Genomic DNA, 13939 nt, shown 5'->3' on the forward strand with positions numbered 1-13939 from the left:
AATCGCACGAAGCGGCTAGCATCGCAACCGTGACCGGCGTCGCGTGTTGACGGAAGCACGAGACCGGCCGACCCTTAAGGCCCCACCGGAGGACCCGCATGATCCGCACCCTGTCCCTCGCCGCCCTCATCGCCGGCATCGCCCTCCCGGCGCTCGCCCAGACCCCGCCGCCCTCGGCCCAAGCGGGCCAGACGCCGCAGGACCCCTACCAGGCGCAGTTCGTCGACAACGAGGGCAAGACCATCGGGCGGCTGACCCTACGCGGCGGCGAGAGCGCCGTGGTGGCGCGCATCGAGATCCAGCCCGGCATCCTCAAGCCCGGCTGGCATGGCGCCCACTTCCACACCGTCGGCGACTGCTCGGACACGCCGAAGTTCCAGAACTCCAAGGGGCACGTGAACCACGATCAGTCCAAGCACGGCCTCCTCAACGCGGAGGGCCCGGACGAGGGCGACCTGCCCAACATCTTCGCGGCGGCGGACGGCTCGGTGAACGCCGAGATCTCCACCTTCCTCATCGGGCTTCGCGCCCAGGACCAGGAGCCCGGCCTCCTCGACGCCGACGGCTCCGCCCTCGTGATCCATGCCAACGAGGACGACCACATGTCCCAGCCGATCGGCGGCGCGGGCGACCGGGTGGCCTGCGCGGTGATCAAGTAGGCGGCCTGCTGAAGTAGGCATTCGGCGCCGCTGCGCGGCATCTGAAGCCTGGATCCCGGATCTGCACCTCGCTACGCGAGGCTTGTCGGGGACAGTGGCGTTGGAGGTTCCCGAGACCTCTGGACCACCCTCAACGCCACTTTCCCGGACAAATCCCGCGCCAGCGGGACGCAGATCCGGGATCCAGCGCTAAAAGCTGCGGCGAAGCCGCGCCCTCACAATCCCACGGCGCGGGCGAGCGCGACGGTCCCGAGGCCCGCAGCGAGAGCGGCGAGCTCGTGGCGGACGATCGCCATCACGGCTACCGCCGCCGCGAGAGCGAGGCTCGCGGCGAGGCCGGAGGCGAGAGCGACGGGGAGGATCGTGGCGGCGACGATGCAGCCGGGGAGCGCGCGCAGGGCGCGCGCGATGCGCGGCGTCACGGAGACGCGGCTCATGAGGAGGATGCCCCCGATCCGGCACAGATAGGTGACGAGCGCCATCAGCCCGATGGCGACGGCGCTCCAGGCGGGGCCGGAGAGCTCAACCATCGCGCAAGGCCTCGACGGCCGCGCCCGCGAGCGCGCCCGCCACGATATAGGCGTAGCCCGGCACGAGCGCCTGCACGGCCAGCGCCACGACGCCCGCGACCGCCCAGGGCAACGCGCGGCTCATCCCTCGCCAGAGGGGCACCAGCATGATGGCGAAGAAGATCGGCATCACGAGATCGAGCCCCCATGCCCGCGGGTTCGTCACGAGGGAGCCCGCGAGATAGCCCGGCACGGTGGAAACGACCCAGAGCACCCACAGCGCGACGCCCGCGCCGAGCAGCACGCCGAGATCGTTGCCGCGCTCCGCTTGGTAGCGGGTGCCGATCAGCCAGCTCGCGTCCGTGAACAGGAACAGGGTGAGGGCGGTCGGCGCGAGCGGGGCGCCGCGCATCCAGGGCTGGACGGAGGCGCCCATCAGGATCATGCGCGCGTTGATCGTAGCGGTCAGCACGGCGATCCCGAGGAGCGTGGAGGGCGTCCATACCTCCCGCCAGAGCTCCAGCGCGACCATCTGGGCCGCGCCCGCGAAGACGAAGGCGCTGAGCCCCACGGCCTCCCACAGGGAGAGCCCCTTCTGGGCCGCGGCCGTGCCGAAGGCCGCCCCGAAGACCAGGAGGCCCGGCGTCAGGGGCAGGCAGAGGCGGGCGCCGTGCCGGCAGCCCGCGGGGGTGTAGGGCGCCGCCATGAGGGCCTCGCGTGATAAGCCCTGCCGCATTCGCCCGGAACGCCCGCCGCGGTCAACCGGACGGCACGCAGGACCCCCATGCACGTCGTGCGCCCCGCCCTGTGGCCTTCCTGCCATAGCGACGCGCCCGGCGGCTCCGTAATCAAAAGGGATGACCGATCGCCTTTTCCCGCCGACTCGCGCCCAGGGGCTTCAGCGCCTGCACGCCTTCGTGCCGCGGGCGGGGCGCCTCTATGCCGAGACGCGCCAGGAGGACCGGGGGCCGGGCTTGCGGCGCAACGTGTCGATGCTGTCGCCCTATCTGCGCCATCGCCTCGTCGACGAGCGCGAGGTGCTGGCGGCGGTGCTGGCCCGGCACGACCCGGACGCCTGCACCCGCTTCGTCCAGGAGGTCCTGTGGCGGACCTACTGGAAGGGCTGGCTGGAGATGCGCCCCGGCATCTGGACCCGCTACCGCGCCGAGGCCGACGCCGCCCATGCGCGCCTCGACGCCGAGCCGGACCTGAGGGCACGCTACGAGGCGGCGGTCGCGGGGCGCACGGGCATCGACTGCTTCGACGCCTGGGCCGGTGAGCTCCGCGAGACGGGCTATCTGCACAATTTCGCGCGGATGTGGTTCGCCTCGATCTGGATCTTCACCCTGCGCCTGCCCTGGGCGCTCGGCGCCGATCACTTCCTGCATCATCTCGTCGACGCCGATCCCGCCACGAATACGCTCTCCTGGCGCTGGGTCGGCGGGCTTCAGACCCGGGGCAAGACCTATCTCGCCACCGCCGAGGCGATCGCCCGCGCCACGGGCGGCCGGTTCTCGCCGCAGGGGCTTGCCCGCAGCGCGCCGCCCCTCATGGAGGAGCCGCCGCCGCCCGCGCGCCCGCTCCCCCGCGTGCCGCCCCCGCCGGAGGGGGCGGTCGCGCTCCTGCTGACGCCCGAGGATCTCGGGCCCGAGGCTTGGCCGCTCGGGTCCTGCGAGGTGCGGGCCGTGGGCGCGGTCGACGCTGGGGATGCGCGGCCGGGCCGATCCGGGCCGGCCGGGGCCTTCGTGTCGGGCGCGCTCGCCGACGGGCTGTCGCGGGCCGGCGCGGCGCATGGCGTGCCCTCGCAGGCGCTCGCGGGCCTCGAGGTCGAGGCGCTGTGCCGCTTCGCGCGGGCGGCCGGCGTCCACACCCTCGTGACGGGCTATGCCCCCGTGGGTCCCGTGGCCGAGCGGCTCGCCGCCCTCGAGCCCGAGCTGCGGGCGCGCGGCATCGCCCTCGTCCCCCAGCGCCGCGCCTTCGACGGCCGGTTCTGGCCTCGAGCGCTCGCCGGCTATTTCACCTTCCGCGAGGCGATCCCGGAGCTCCTGGAGGCGGAAGGGCTGCTGCCGCCCGCCGAGACGGATCTGTTCGGCCAGGCGCCGCCTCAGCGCGGCGTGCCCAAGCGCGCCGCGCACCGCGACCAGGCTTGAGCCGTCAGACGGGCCAGCGCTCCAGGCGGTAGGCGGAGTCCCAGAACATCCATTCGAGCTGCGTCGCCCGGGTGTAGGCCGCATGCATGCGGGCGAGGAGGCCCGCCGACGCGCCCTCGGCGGCGGCGTCGGTCGCCGCGATCATGGCTCGCACGGCGTCGTGGAACTCCTCGCCGGCATAGGTGTCGATCCAGGCGCGGTAGGGGTTGTCGGGGGCGGCGCGGGCATGGATCTCGCGGCCGACCTCGGCATAGATCCAGAAGCACGGCAGCAGCGCCGCCAGCAGCACCTCGAAGGGCTCCGCATGGGCGGTCGCGAGGAGGAACGAGACGTAATGATGGGCACCGGGCGCGACGGGCGTCGCCTCGAAGGTGTCGGGCGCGATCTCGTATTGCAGGAAGAACCCGCCATGCAGGGAGCGCTCCACCACGATCGCCACCTCGGCGGCCTTGGCGAAATGCACGATCCCGTCGGGGGTCGGCGCCTTCGCGGCGGCAAGCGCCAGCGCCCGGCCGAACGCGACGAGATAATGCGCGTCCTGGACGATGTAGTGCTTGAAGCGCGCTTCGCTCAAGGTTCCTGCCGCGAGCTCCGCGTTGAACGGCATGGTGCGGATGGTCTCGTAGGCGGCCTCGTTGCGCCGCCAGGCGTCTTGGGAGAAGGACAAGGAGGGGCTCCGGTGGAATCGGCGGGGATGGTCGACTGGATCGAGGATACGGGCAAGGCCGCCGTGCGGATCCCCGCCGCGATGGTGGGGCCGGGCGACCGCCGCGCGCTGCTGGCGCGTCTCGTGGAGCGCGCGCTCGGCGGCCCCGTCGAGATCCGCCATCGCCAGGGCTTCGCGCCGCGCCTGCCCGGCGACGACGTGCGCGTCTCCTGCGCGAGCCGCCCCGGGCTCTCGGCCGCCGCCATCGCCCGCGCGCCCGTCGGGATCGACGTGGAGGCGGTGGACGGGGGCGACGTGCCCTTCGCCGTGCTGCACCGGGACGAGGCCCGTGCGCTCGCCGCGCTGCCGGAACCTGAGCGCGCCGCGGCCTTCGCGCGGCTGTGGGCCGTGAAGGAGGCCTATCTCAAGGCGCTGAGGCTCGGCCTGTCGCGGGAGCCCGGTGGCTTCCGGGTGGCGCTCGCGGCGGATGGGGCGTGGATCGACGATCCAGAGCGGGGCGAAGCGTGGGCGCAGACGCGGTGGTTCGAGGGGGAGGGGAGGCGCTACGCGGTGGCGCTGGTGGTGCTCCCCTCTCCCATGGAGAGAGGGGTCGGGGGTGAGGGGGTACCACCTGAAACCAGGGTACCTCCAACGCCCTCATGCTGAGGAGGCCTGCAAAGCAGGCCGTCTCGAAGCACGCAGGACCCCTGCCACAGCGGTCCGGAGACCACTGAAGCGCCCTTCGAGGCCCCGCGTCGCGGGGCGCCTCAGGACGAGGGTGAGGGTGGGAGCAGCGGGGCGGGAGATCCCTGGATCAGCGTCCAACCCCTCACCCCCGGCCCCTCTCCCAATAGGAGAGAGGAGGTACCGCGCTCACTCCTCCAGTCGGGCGATGAGGCTCGAGGTGTCCCAGCGGCGGCCGCCCATCTTCTGGACCTCGGCGTAGAACTGGTCGACGAGGGCGGTGACGGGGACCTGGGCGCCGTTGCGGCGGGCTTCGGCGAGCACGATGCCGAGGTCCTTGCGCATCCAGTCCACCGCGAAGCCGAACTCGAACTGGCCCTGGTTCATGGTCTTGCCCCGGTTCTCCATCTGCCAGGAGCCGGCGGCGCCCTTCGAGATCACGTCGAGGACGGCCTCCATGTCGAGGCCCGCGCGCTTGCCGAAATGGATGCCCTCGGCGAGCCCCTGGACGAGCCCGGCGATGCAGATCTGGTTGACCATCTTGGTGAGCTGGCCGGCGCCGGCGGGGCCGAGCAGGCGGCAGGCGCGGGCGAAGGACATGATCACCGGCTCGGCGCGGGCGTAGGGCTCCGGGTCGCCGCCGCACATCACCGTCAGCACGCCGTTCTCGGCGCCGGCCTGGCCGCCCGAGACGGGGGCGTCGATGAAGGCGAAGCCGCCGCGCGCGGCGAGCTCGTGCAGCTCGCGGGCGATCTCGGCCGACGCCGTGGTGTGATCGACGAAGACCGCGTCGCGGCTCATGCCGTGGAAGGCGCCGTCCGGGCCCATCGTGACCTCGCGCAGGTCCGCGTCGTTGCCCACGCAGGCGAACACGATCTCCTGATCGCGCGCGGTCTCCTTCGGCGTCGCCGCCATGCGTCCGCCGTTCTCGGCCACCCACGCTTCAGCCTTCGCGGCCGTGCGGTTGTAGACGGTGACCTCGTGGCCCTTGGCCTTGAGGTGCCGCGCCATGGGGTAGCCCATGACGCCCAGACCCAGAAACGCGACCTTCGCCATCGTCCGATTCCCAAACCCGTGGAGTGATGGGGTGACGTTCTAGAGCATTTCCGGCGCGTTGGATCCGGTCCGGGCGAAGAAAATGCTCCTGGCACGAATGGCGGCGCGCGTGCGGGAACCGGATCTCGCGCGGCTGGCTTGACGTGGGGTCCAGCCCAGGAGGATCGCATGTCGAGCCGCGCCTTTCCCGTCGCCGCCGTCCTCGGCCTTCTCTGCGCCGCGCCGGCCTGGGCCTCGCCCTGCGGCGACCAGCTGCGCACCCTGGAGCCGCAGGTCGACGCCGCCGCGTCCCGCAGCGTCTCCCTGTCGTCGGGCGGCCAGGGCGTCGCCGCCTCCCGCGAGAGCCAGGCCATGCAGGCCGAGCGCGGGCAGAAGCCCACGCCCCCCGTCCAGTCCCTGCCCGAGCACGACGTGAACGCCACCGCGGCGGCACGGCCCCTGGAGGGCGGCGACCGGGCGATGAAGGCCCGCACCGCCTTCAACGAGGCGCAGGCCCTCGACCGCGACGGCGACGCGGCCGGCTGCATGAGCGCCGTCGAGCGGGTCCGGCGCGAGCTCGAGGCGTCGCGGTAGCGGATCGTTTCCCGCAAGACCGGACCTTCCCGAACGGAAAGAAGAGGCGCAATGTTGCGACCCGGCCCGAGCCGGCCGTGTCGTTGTGGCGTGACGCAGATCGCAGGCCCGACGCCGAGGGGCGCCGGCCCGCTCGCACAAGGGTAATGAGCCATGGTGAAGCTGACGGTGAACGGCGTCGAGCGCACGTTCGACGGCGACGAGGACATGCCGCTCCTCTGGTATCTGCGCGACGAGCTGGGCCTGACGGGCACGAAGTTCGGCTGCGGCGTCGCGGCCTGCGGCGCCTGCACGGTCCATCTCGACGGGACCGCCGTGCGGGCCTGCCAGACCCCGCTCTCGGCCACCGCCGGAACGGCGGTCACCACTATCGAGGGCCTGTCCCCCGACGGCAATCACCCGCTTCAGGCGGCCTGGCGCGATCTCAACGTCGCGCAATGCGGCTACTGCCAGACGGGGCAGATCATGCAGGCCGCCTCGCTCCTGCGCGAGACCCCGAACCCCTCCGACGCCGACATCGACAACGCGATGAGCGGGAACCTGTGCCGGTGCGGCACCTATCCGCGCATCCGCGCCGCCATCAAGCAGGCCGCCAAGGGAGCCCGGCTATGAACCGCCCCGTCGATCCGATGCCCCTCGCGAATGTCAGCCGCCGCGCCCTGCTCCAGGGGCTGGCGGCCGGATCCCTCGTCATCGCCGTGGGCCTGCCCATGCCTGCGGAGGCGCAGGAGAACAAGTTCGGCGCCGACGGGATGCCGAACGGCTGGCGGGACGATCCGCGCCTGTTCGTCGCCATCGCTCCCGACGGCGCCGTGACGGTCACCTGCCACCGCCAGGAGATGGGGCAGGGGGTGCGCACCTCGGTGGCCATGGTGGTCGCCGACGAGCTCGAGGCCGATCTCGCGCGGGTGCGCGTCGTCCAGGCCGACGCCGACGAGGCGCGCTACGGCAACCAGGACACGGACGGCTCGCGCAGCCTGCGCCACTTCTTCCGGCCCCTGCGCCGGGCGGGCGCGGGCGCGAGGGTCATGCTGGAGCAGGCCGCGGCCGCGTCCTGGGGCGTGCCCGCGGCCGAGGTACGGGCGGAGAACCACCTCGTGCGCCACGTGCCTTCGGGCCGCACGATCGCCTTCGGCGAGCTCGCCGCCGCGGCCGCCGCCCTGCCGGTTCCTGCCCGCGAGACCCTGCGGCTCAAGGACCCGAAGACCTTCCGCTATATCGGCCGCGACACGATCGGCCTCGTCGACAACCGCGACATCACCACCGGCCGCGCCGTCTACGGCATCGACGCCCGCGCCGAGGGCATGCTCTACGCCGTCGTGGCGCGCCCGCCCGTGTTCGGCGGCAAGGTGCGCAGCGTCGACGACAGCGAGGCGCTCAAGGTCCCGGGCGTGATCCGCACCGTGCGCATCGACCCGCCCCCGATCCCCTCGGAGTTCCAGCCGCTCGGCGGGGTCGCGGTAGTGGCCCGCAACACCTGGGCCGCGATGAAGGGCCGGGAGGCGCTCAAGATCGAGTGGGACGACGGCCCCCATGCCGGCTACTCGTCCGACGCCTACCGCGCCGAGCTCGAGGCAGGCGCGCGCCGGCCCGCCAAGGTGGTGCGCACCCAGGGCGATATCGACGAGGCTATGCCCAAGGCGGCCCGGCGCGTCGAGGCGGAGTACTACATCCCGCACCTCGCCCAGTCGCCGCTGGAGCCGCCCGCGGCCCTGGTCCAGATCCGCGGAGGCAAGTGCGAGGCCTGGGCCTGCGTGCAGGCCCCGCAGGCGACGCGCACGCGGCTCGCCGAGCGGCTGAAGATCCCGGAGGCTGACGTCACGGTGCACGTGACGCTGCTCGGCGGCGGCTTCGGGCGGAAATCCAAGCCCGACTTCGTCCTGGAGGCGGGCCTCGTCAGCCAGGCCATGGACGGCGCGCCGGTCAAGGTCACCTGGACCCGCGAGGACGACCTGCATCACGGCTACTACCACACCGTCTCCGTGGAGCGCCTGGAAGCGGGGCTCGACGCCGCCGGGAAGCCCGTGGCGTGGCTGCACCGCAGCGCGGCGCCCACGATCGGCTCGATCTTCGCGGAGGACCCCAAGCAGGAGCTGCCCTTCGAGCTCGGCATGGGCCTCGTCAACACGCCCTTCGCGATCCCGAACCTGCGCATCGAGAACCCGGAGGCGCAGGCCCATGTCCGCATCGGCTGGTTCCGCTCGGTCTCGAACGTGCCGCACGCCTTCGCGATCCAGTCCTTCGTGGCCGAACTCGCCCATGCGGCGGGCCGCGACCCGAAGGACTACCTCCTGGAGCTCATCGGTCCGGCGCGGATCTTGAGTCCCACGGATATCGGCGACGCCTGGAACCACGGCGAGGATCCGCAGCTCTATCCCATCGACACAGGCCGGCTGCGGCGGGTGGTCGAGGCGGCGGCGGACGGGATCGGCTGGGGCCGGACCATGCCGAAGGGCAGCGGTCTCGGCATCGCGGGCCATTACAGCTTCGTGAGCTACGTAGCGGTGGCGGCCGAGGTCCAGGTCGACGGCCCGCGCCTGATCATCCCGCGGGTGGACATCGCCATCGACTGCGGGCCGCACGTGAACCCGGACCGGATCCGCTCGCAGATGGAGGGCGCGGTGATCATGGGCGCGGGGCTCGCCACCTCCGCCGAGATCACGTTCAAGGACGGGCGGGCGCAGCAGAACAACTTCGACACCTACGAACTGACGCGCATCGACTCGGCCCCGCGCGACATCCGCGTCCATCTCGTGGGGGCGGGCGATTACGGGCAGCCGCTGGGCGGCGTCGGGGAACCCGGCGTGCCCCCCGTGGCCCCGGCCCTCGCCAACGCCCTGTTCGCGGCGACGGGCAAGCGCATCCGCACGCTGCCGATCCGCGACCAGTTCGTCGCCTGAGGCGCCGGGCGGCGGTCTTCCATGCCGGGACCTGGCGCGATGCGCACGGGCCCCGGCGCTCACTTCACCGTCCGGACTCGGAGCGAGCGGGCGCGATCATGCCACCACGGGCAGCTCGACGATGCTGTAAGCGTGGCGCATGACGCGCCCGAGCACCGGATCGTCGAGCTCCATCTCGAAGCGTGTGGCCGGGCGGATGCCGCCGATCGCGCCGAGCGTGCCACCGAACATCGCCCAGCCCGGGGGCAGCGCCGGGCCGCCGGGGCGGCGCGCCAGGAGGTCGGCGGGCGTTCGCAGGGCCGAGAGCGGGCCTTCCTGGTAGACGACCCGCTCGCCGCCGATCACGGCATGGGCCCGCATGACGAGGCTGTCCCAGTGATCCTCGACCTCGTCGAGCCGCCACAGCATGCGGCCGACGGGCTTGCCGCAGAGCTGCTTCGACAGGGCGATGCCCACGGTCTCGGCCTTCCGGTCGGTGTGGTCGGAGCCGAGCCCCAGCCACAGGCCGTCGTCTAGCGAGACGATCACCGGCTCGACCTCCCCCGACGAATCGGGCCCCAGCACCACGAGGGCGTCCGCTTGCGTGAGGTTCGCCGCGGCGACGCGATAGAACACCGGCACGGAGGACGGAGGCGGCACGCCGATGGCGGCAAGCTCCTCGATGTGGTGGCGGATCCCCGCCTCGTCGCGCCCGGCCCAGCCGGCGATGACGAGGTCGTGCATCAGGGCGCTGCGGGTCTCGCCGCCGCCCAAGCTCAGGCAATCGAAGGTGAGCATGGTCAGGTCCTGAACAAGGATGGAAGCCAGAGCGCCAGGCCGGGGAAGAGCGCCAGGAGCAGGATCATCACCAGCATGGAGAGCACGAAGGGCAGCGCGCCGACGATCACGTCGTCGAGCCGTCCGCCCGCGCGCAGGGACTGCACCACGTAGAGATTGAGCCCCACAGGCGGCGTGATGAGCGCGGCCTCGATCAGGATCACGATGATCACGCCGAGCCAGATCGGATCGAAGCCCAGCGCCACCATGACGGGGGCGATGATCGGGATCGTGGTGATCATCATGGAGAGGGTCTCCATGAAGCAGCCCAGCACGAGGTAGAACACCACGACGACGACGAGCATGGCATAGGGCGAGAGCCCGAGCCCCGACACCGCGTTCGTGATCATGCCCGTGAGGCCGATCGCCGTGATGACGAAATTCAGGAAATAGGCCGCCACGATGATCAGCATGATCATCGCCGTGGTCCGCATGGTGTTCTCGAAGGCCTCGATCATCATTTTGAGCGTGAGGCGGCGAAAACACGCGGCGAGGATCAGCGCGGCGAGGACGCCGAGCGAGGCGGCCTCGGTGGGCGTGGCGAGCCCCGCATAGATCGAGCCCACCACGACGAGGAAGATCCCGAGCGGCGGCAGGAGGTCGGGGAGCGAGGCGATGCGCTCGCCCCAGCTCGTGCGCAAAGGCGTCCCGCCCCACGCCGGCCGGACGAGGCAGGCCACGACGACGAGAGCCATGAACAGGCCCGCGAGCGTGAGGCCCGGGATGATCGCCGCGAGATAGAGCTTCGGGATCGAGGTGTCGGTGAGCACCGCGTAGATGATGATGTTGATCGAGGGCGGGATGAGGATGCCGAGGGTCCCGCCGGCCGCCAGCGTGCCCAGGAACAGGCGCTCGTTGTAGCCGTGGCGCTTCACGAGGGGGAGCGCCACCGTGCCGACCGTTGCGGCGGTGGCGACCGACGAACCCGAGGTCGCGGCGAAGACCGCGCAGGCGCCGATATTGGAATGCATGAGCCCGCCCGGCAGCCAGGACAGCCACTTCACCATCGCGCCATACATCCGCTCCGCCACGCCGGAGCGCAGCAGGATCTCGCCGAGAAGGACGAACATCGGGATCGACACGAGCAGGAAGTCGCGGCTCGCCGACCAGGCCACCTCGCCCATGGCGAGAGACAGCGGCATCGAGCTGTAGAGCTGCTCCAGCAGCAACCCGAGCACGCCGAGCGCGGCCGCGACGGGAAGCGAGAGGGCCAGCAGCCCCAGGAGGAGGAGAAGGGTGGTGCCCAGCATGGCTCAGCGCTCCCTGATCGTCTTGAGAGTGGTGAGGCGGGCGGCCTGTTCCTTCTCCTCCGCGGCGTCCTCCTCGTTCGTGCGCGCGCCGGCAAGGCGCGACACCCTTGCGTCGTCGCCTGTGACGAGGGCCTGAGCCACGATGAAGATCAGGGGTACGATGGCGAACAGGAAGAGCGAGAAGCCCGCCACCCAAAGCGATTGCGGGATCCAGAGCGGCGTGGCGAGGGGCGTCGTGGCACGGGTCGAGAACAGGATCGAATCCTGCAGGACGAGGGCGGCGCGCCAGGCGAGATAGCCCACGAAGACGAGCAGGCAGACGAGGCCGAGCAGGTCGAGGAACGCGCAGGCGCGGCTGGGCAGGCGGGAATAGAGCGCGTCCACCCGCACGTTGGCCCGACGCAGGAGCGTGAAGGCGAAAGCCCAGCTCGTGCCAACGGCGAAGGCGTAGCCCGCGAGCTCGTCGGCGCCGCCGACGGTGATGAGCAGGAACTTGCGGACGAGCACGTCGTAGCTGATCAGCATCGCCGAGGCGAGGATCATGAGGCCGGCGATGCGCACGGCGTAGACGCTCAGGCGGTCGGCGAGGGCGAGCCAGCGGTCGAGGAACGCGGACATGGGAGGGCCTCGTGAGTTGCGGACGCGATGCGCTCGCTCCCCGTAGGGTCGAGGGTGAGCCCGGCCCCGCGGGAGGGAGGTGCGTCCCGCCCCGGGAACAAGGACCGGGGCGGGACCGTCGAGGTGACGGCGGGAGCGATCAGCGCGCCTTCGCCTCGATTCCGATCGCCTTGCCGACGGTGTCGTTCCAGACGGGCATGCAGTCGCCGGGGCAGCGCGCCGCCCATTTCGGCACCACGGTCTCGGAGAGCACCTTCTTGAGAAGCTCCCGGTCGCCGCCCGAGACGGGGACAAGGGTCATCTTCGCCTTCGTGCCCATCGTGCAGGTGTCCTTGCCGACGTTGCAGTCGAAGCCCTGCTGCGTCTCCTCGGCCGCCGCCGTCCAGATGCGGTCCTCCAGGCCGGCGATCTCCTTTTCCAGGAACGCGCGCACCTTCGGATCGAGGCTCTGCCAGCGGCGCTGGTTGACGCCGAACATCACCTGGCTCCAGCCGACGGGGAGCTCGTAGATGTGGGTCGAGACCTCGTGCCACTTCGCGGCATTGCCCGAGAGCGTTCCGGTGATGGCGCAGTCCACGACCTTGTTCTGGAGGGCAGGCACCACCTCGTTGAAGGCGAGCGTCACGCCCGTGCCCCCGAGCGCCTCGACGAACTCCGCGAGCGTGCGGTTGCCGGTGCGGACCTTCTTGCCCTTGAGGTCGGCGAGGCCCTTGATCTCGCCGTTGCAGAAGACGACCTGGGCCGGATAGGGCCAGATGCCGAGCACCTTCACGCCGAACTTCTCGCCGTAGAACTTGTCGTAGGCCGGCTTGTAGGCGTCCGAGATCTTGCGCGCCGTGGCGACGTCGGGGGCGAGGCCCGCGAGGTCGATCGCCTCGTTGCGCGCGTCGTCGCCCGCGACGTAGCCCAGCACCGTCGAGCCGAAATCGATGACGCCGAGGCGCATCAGGCGGAAAATCTCGGCGCCCTTCAGGCCCATCTCGTTGAACGGGGTGATCTCGGCCGTGATCGCGCCCTTCGATTTGTCCGTGATCTCCTTCGACCAGAACGGCTGCTCGAAGTTCTTGTATTGCGAGAGGTTGCCCCACGCCCCCACCACCTTGAGGTTGGTCTTGGGCAGCTCCTGGGCCTGGACGACCCCGGCCGAGAGGGCGAGCGCCCCGAGAAGTCCGGCAAGAACGCGTTTTTTCATGGTGTTCCCCTCATCGCGATAGTGGCGGCCGGCCCGCGCCGGCCGCAGGAGGGCTGCCCTCACAGGGCGGCCAAGCGGCTGTTCCTGACGTCCGTCACCAGCATGGCGCCGGGCGCGTGGGTGATGGCGAAGGCGAGCCGCGCCGCCTCCATTACGGCCTGGGGCGTGACCCCGCAGGCCCAGAAGACGGGGATCTCGTCGTCGGCGACCGGCACGGGATCGCCGTAATCGGGCCGGGCGAGATCGCGGATGCCGATGAGGTCGGGCCGGCCCAGGTGGACCGGGGCGCCGTGGACCGCGGGAAAGCGCGAGGTGATCTGCACGGCGCGGACCGCGTCCGCCGCCTTGAAAGGACGCATCGTCACGACGAGAGGCCCGGCGAAGGGGCCGGCGGGCGCGCACGGGATCGAGGTGCGGAACATCGGCACGTTCACGCCGCATGACACGTTGCGCACCTCCAGGCCGTCCGCGATCAGCGCCTCCTCGAACGAGAACGAGCAGCCGAGCACGAAGGCGACGAGGTCGGGGCGCCACAGCGCCTCCAAGTCGGTGGGCTCCTCGGCGAGCACCCCGTCGCGCCACACCCGGTAGAGCGGAACGTCGGTGCGCAGATCGAGGTCGGCGCCGAGAGAGGGGATGTGCGGGCTGCCCGGCTCGGAGATGCCGATGACGGGGCAGGGCTTGGGGTTGCGCTGGCAGAAGCGCAGGAAGTCGGCCGCCACGTCGGCGGGAAGGATGACGAGATTGCCCTGGACGTAGCCCGGGGCGAGCCCGGAGGTCTGACCCACCAGCCGCCCCTCGCGGGCGAGCCGGCGCACCGACGCCCCGTCGAGGCGATCCCTGGGGAGCAGATCCTGGCGCTGGTCCGACATGCTGGTCCGTTTCG

The 13939-nt window shown here is 71.5% G+C and carries 14 protein-coding genes and 1 pseudogene; 6 read left to right on the forward strand and 9 right to left on the reverse strand.

Annotated features, from left to right (window positions below; translation table 11 throughout):
* The first annotated feature begins 98 nt into the window (after positions 1-98).
* The gene (locus F0L46_RS18615) at positions 99-659 is read left to right on the forward strand and encodes a superoxide dismutase family protein (RefSeq protein ID WP_149820332.1); all 561 of its coding nucleotides are present in this window, start codon (positions 99-101) and stop codon (positions 657-659) included.
* A 215-nt stretch (positions 660-874) separates the two neighbouring features.
* Here the strand turns inward: F0L46_RS18615 and F0L46_RS18620 are convergent, their stop codons facing one another.
* Positions 875-1189, reverse strand: coding sequence for an AzlD family protein (locus F0L46_RS18620; protein WP_149820334.1), 315 nt, complete (start codon positions 1187-1189; stop codon positions 875-877).
* Positions 1182-1874 (reverse strand): AzlC family ABC transporter permease, encoded by a 693-nt coding sequence (locus F0L46_RS18625; RefSeq protein ID WP_188312038.1) that lies wholly within the window; start codon positions 1872-1874, stop codon positions 1182-1184. Before F0L46_RS18625 ends, F0L46_RS18620 begins: the two co-directional genes overlap by 8 nt.
* Before the next feature lie 151 nt (positions 1875-2025).
* On the opposite strand from F0L46_RS18625, the gene F0L46_RS18630 reads away from it, so the two are divergent.
* Positions 2026-3318: an FAD-binding domain-containing protein gene (locus F0L46_RS18630; protein ID WP_149820338.1), complete on the forward strand. Its 1293-nt coding sequence runs from the start codon at positions 2026-2028 to the stop codon at positions 3316-3318.
* Positions 3319-3322: 4 nt separating this feature from the next.
* Here the strand turns inward: F0L46_RS18630 and F0L46_RS18635 are convergent, their stop codons facing one another.
* On the reverse strand, positions 3323-3925 hold the full coding sequence (locus tag F0L46_RS18635; RefSeq protein WP_149820626.1) for a TenA family protein: 603 nt from the start codon (positions 3923-3925) through the stop codon (positions 3323-3325).
* 72 nt (positions 3926-3997) lie between these two features.
* Here F0L46_RS18635 and F0L46_RS18640 point away from each other — a divergent pair, with 72 nt between their 5' ends.
* A complete protein-coding gene (locus F0L46_RS18640; protein ID WP_240540061.1) occupies positions 3998-4630 on the forward strand; it encodes a 4'-phosphopantetheinyl transferase family protein in 633 nt (210 codons plus the stop codon).
* Positions 4631-4837: 207 nt separating this feature from the next.
* On the opposite strand, the pseudogene F0L46_RS18645 reads toward F0L46_RS18640, so the two are convergent.
* A pseudogene (locus F0L46_RS18645) lies at positions 4838-5707 on the reverse strand (NAD(P)-dependent oxidoreductase); the annotation flags it as partial.
* A 165-nt stretch (positions 5708-5872) separates the two neighbouring features.
* Here F0L46_RS18645 and F0L46_RS18650 point away from each other — a divergent pair.
* The 3 genes from F0L46_RS18650 (at position 5873) to F0L46_RS18660 (ending at position 9177) form a co-directional block, all read left to right on the forward strand.
* On the forward strand, positions 5873-6277 hold the full coding sequence (locus F0L46_RS18650) for a hypothetical protein (protein ID WP_149820341.1): 405 nt from the start codon (positions 5873-5875) through the stop codon (positions 6275-6277).
* 153 nt (positions 6278-6430) lie between these two features.
* Positions 6431-6889, forward strand: a complete 459-nt coding sequence (locus F0L46_RS18655; RefSeq protein WP_149820344.1) for a (2Fe-2S)-binding protein — start codon at positions 6431-6433, stop codon at positions 6887-6889.
* Entirely contained in the window at positions 6886-9177 is a 2292-nt protein-coding gene (locus tag F0L46_RS18660) for a xanthine dehydrogenase family protein molybdopterin-binding subunit (RefSeq protein WP_149820346.1), read from the forward strand. The genes F0L46_RS18655 and F0L46_RS18660 overlap by 4 nt, the downstream gene beginning before the upstream one ends.
* 96 nt (positions 9178-9273) lie before the next feature.
* Here the strand turns inward: F0L46_RS18660 and F0L46_RS18665 are convergent, their stop codons facing one another.
* The 5 genes from F0L46_RS18665 to F0L46_RS18685 all read right to left on the reverse strand — a co-directional run bounded on the left by F0L46_RS18665 (position 9274) and on the right by F0L46_RS18685 (position 13925).
* Positions 9274-9954 carry a DUF2848 domain-containing protein gene (locus tag F0L46_RS18665; RefSeq protein ID WP_149820348.1) on the reverse strand — a complete coding sequence of 227 codons (681 nt, stop codon included), beginning with the start codon at positions 9952-9954 and terminating at the stop codon, positions 9274-9276.
* 2 nt (positions 9955-9956) lie between these two features.
* Positions 9957-11243 (reverse strand): TRAP transporter large permease, encoded by a 1287-nt coding sequence (locus F0L46_RS18670; protein ID WP_149820351.1) that lies wholly within the window; start codon positions 11241-11243, stop codon positions 9957-9959.
* A 3-nt stretch (positions 11244-11246) separates the two neighbouring features.
* Complete coding sequence (locus F0L46_RS18675) at positions 11247-11861, reverse strand: TRAP transporter small permease subunit (protein ID WP_149820353.1); 615 nt, start codon at positions 11859-11861, stop codon at positions 11247-11249.
* Positions 11862-12000: 139 nt separating this feature from the next.
* Positions 12001-13053: a TRAP transporter substrate-binding protein gene (locus F0L46_RS18680; protein ID WP_149820354.1), complete on the reverse strand. Its 1053-nt coding sequence runs from the start codon at positions 13051-13053 to the stop codon at positions 12001-12003.
* Positions 13054-13112: 59 nt separating this feature from the next.
* Positions 13113-13925, reverse strand: a complete 813-nt coding sequence (locus tag F0L46_RS18685; protein ID WP_149820356.1) for a putative hydro-lyase — start codon at positions 13923-13925, stop codon at positions 13113-13115.
* Positions 13926-13939 lie beyond the last annotated feature (14 nt).

The sequence above is a fragment of the Salinarimonas soli genome (genome assembly GCF_008386575.1).
GTDB lineage: Bacteria > Pseudomonadota > Alphaproteobacteria > Rhizobiales > Beijerinckiaceae > Salinarimonas_A > Salinarimonas_A soli.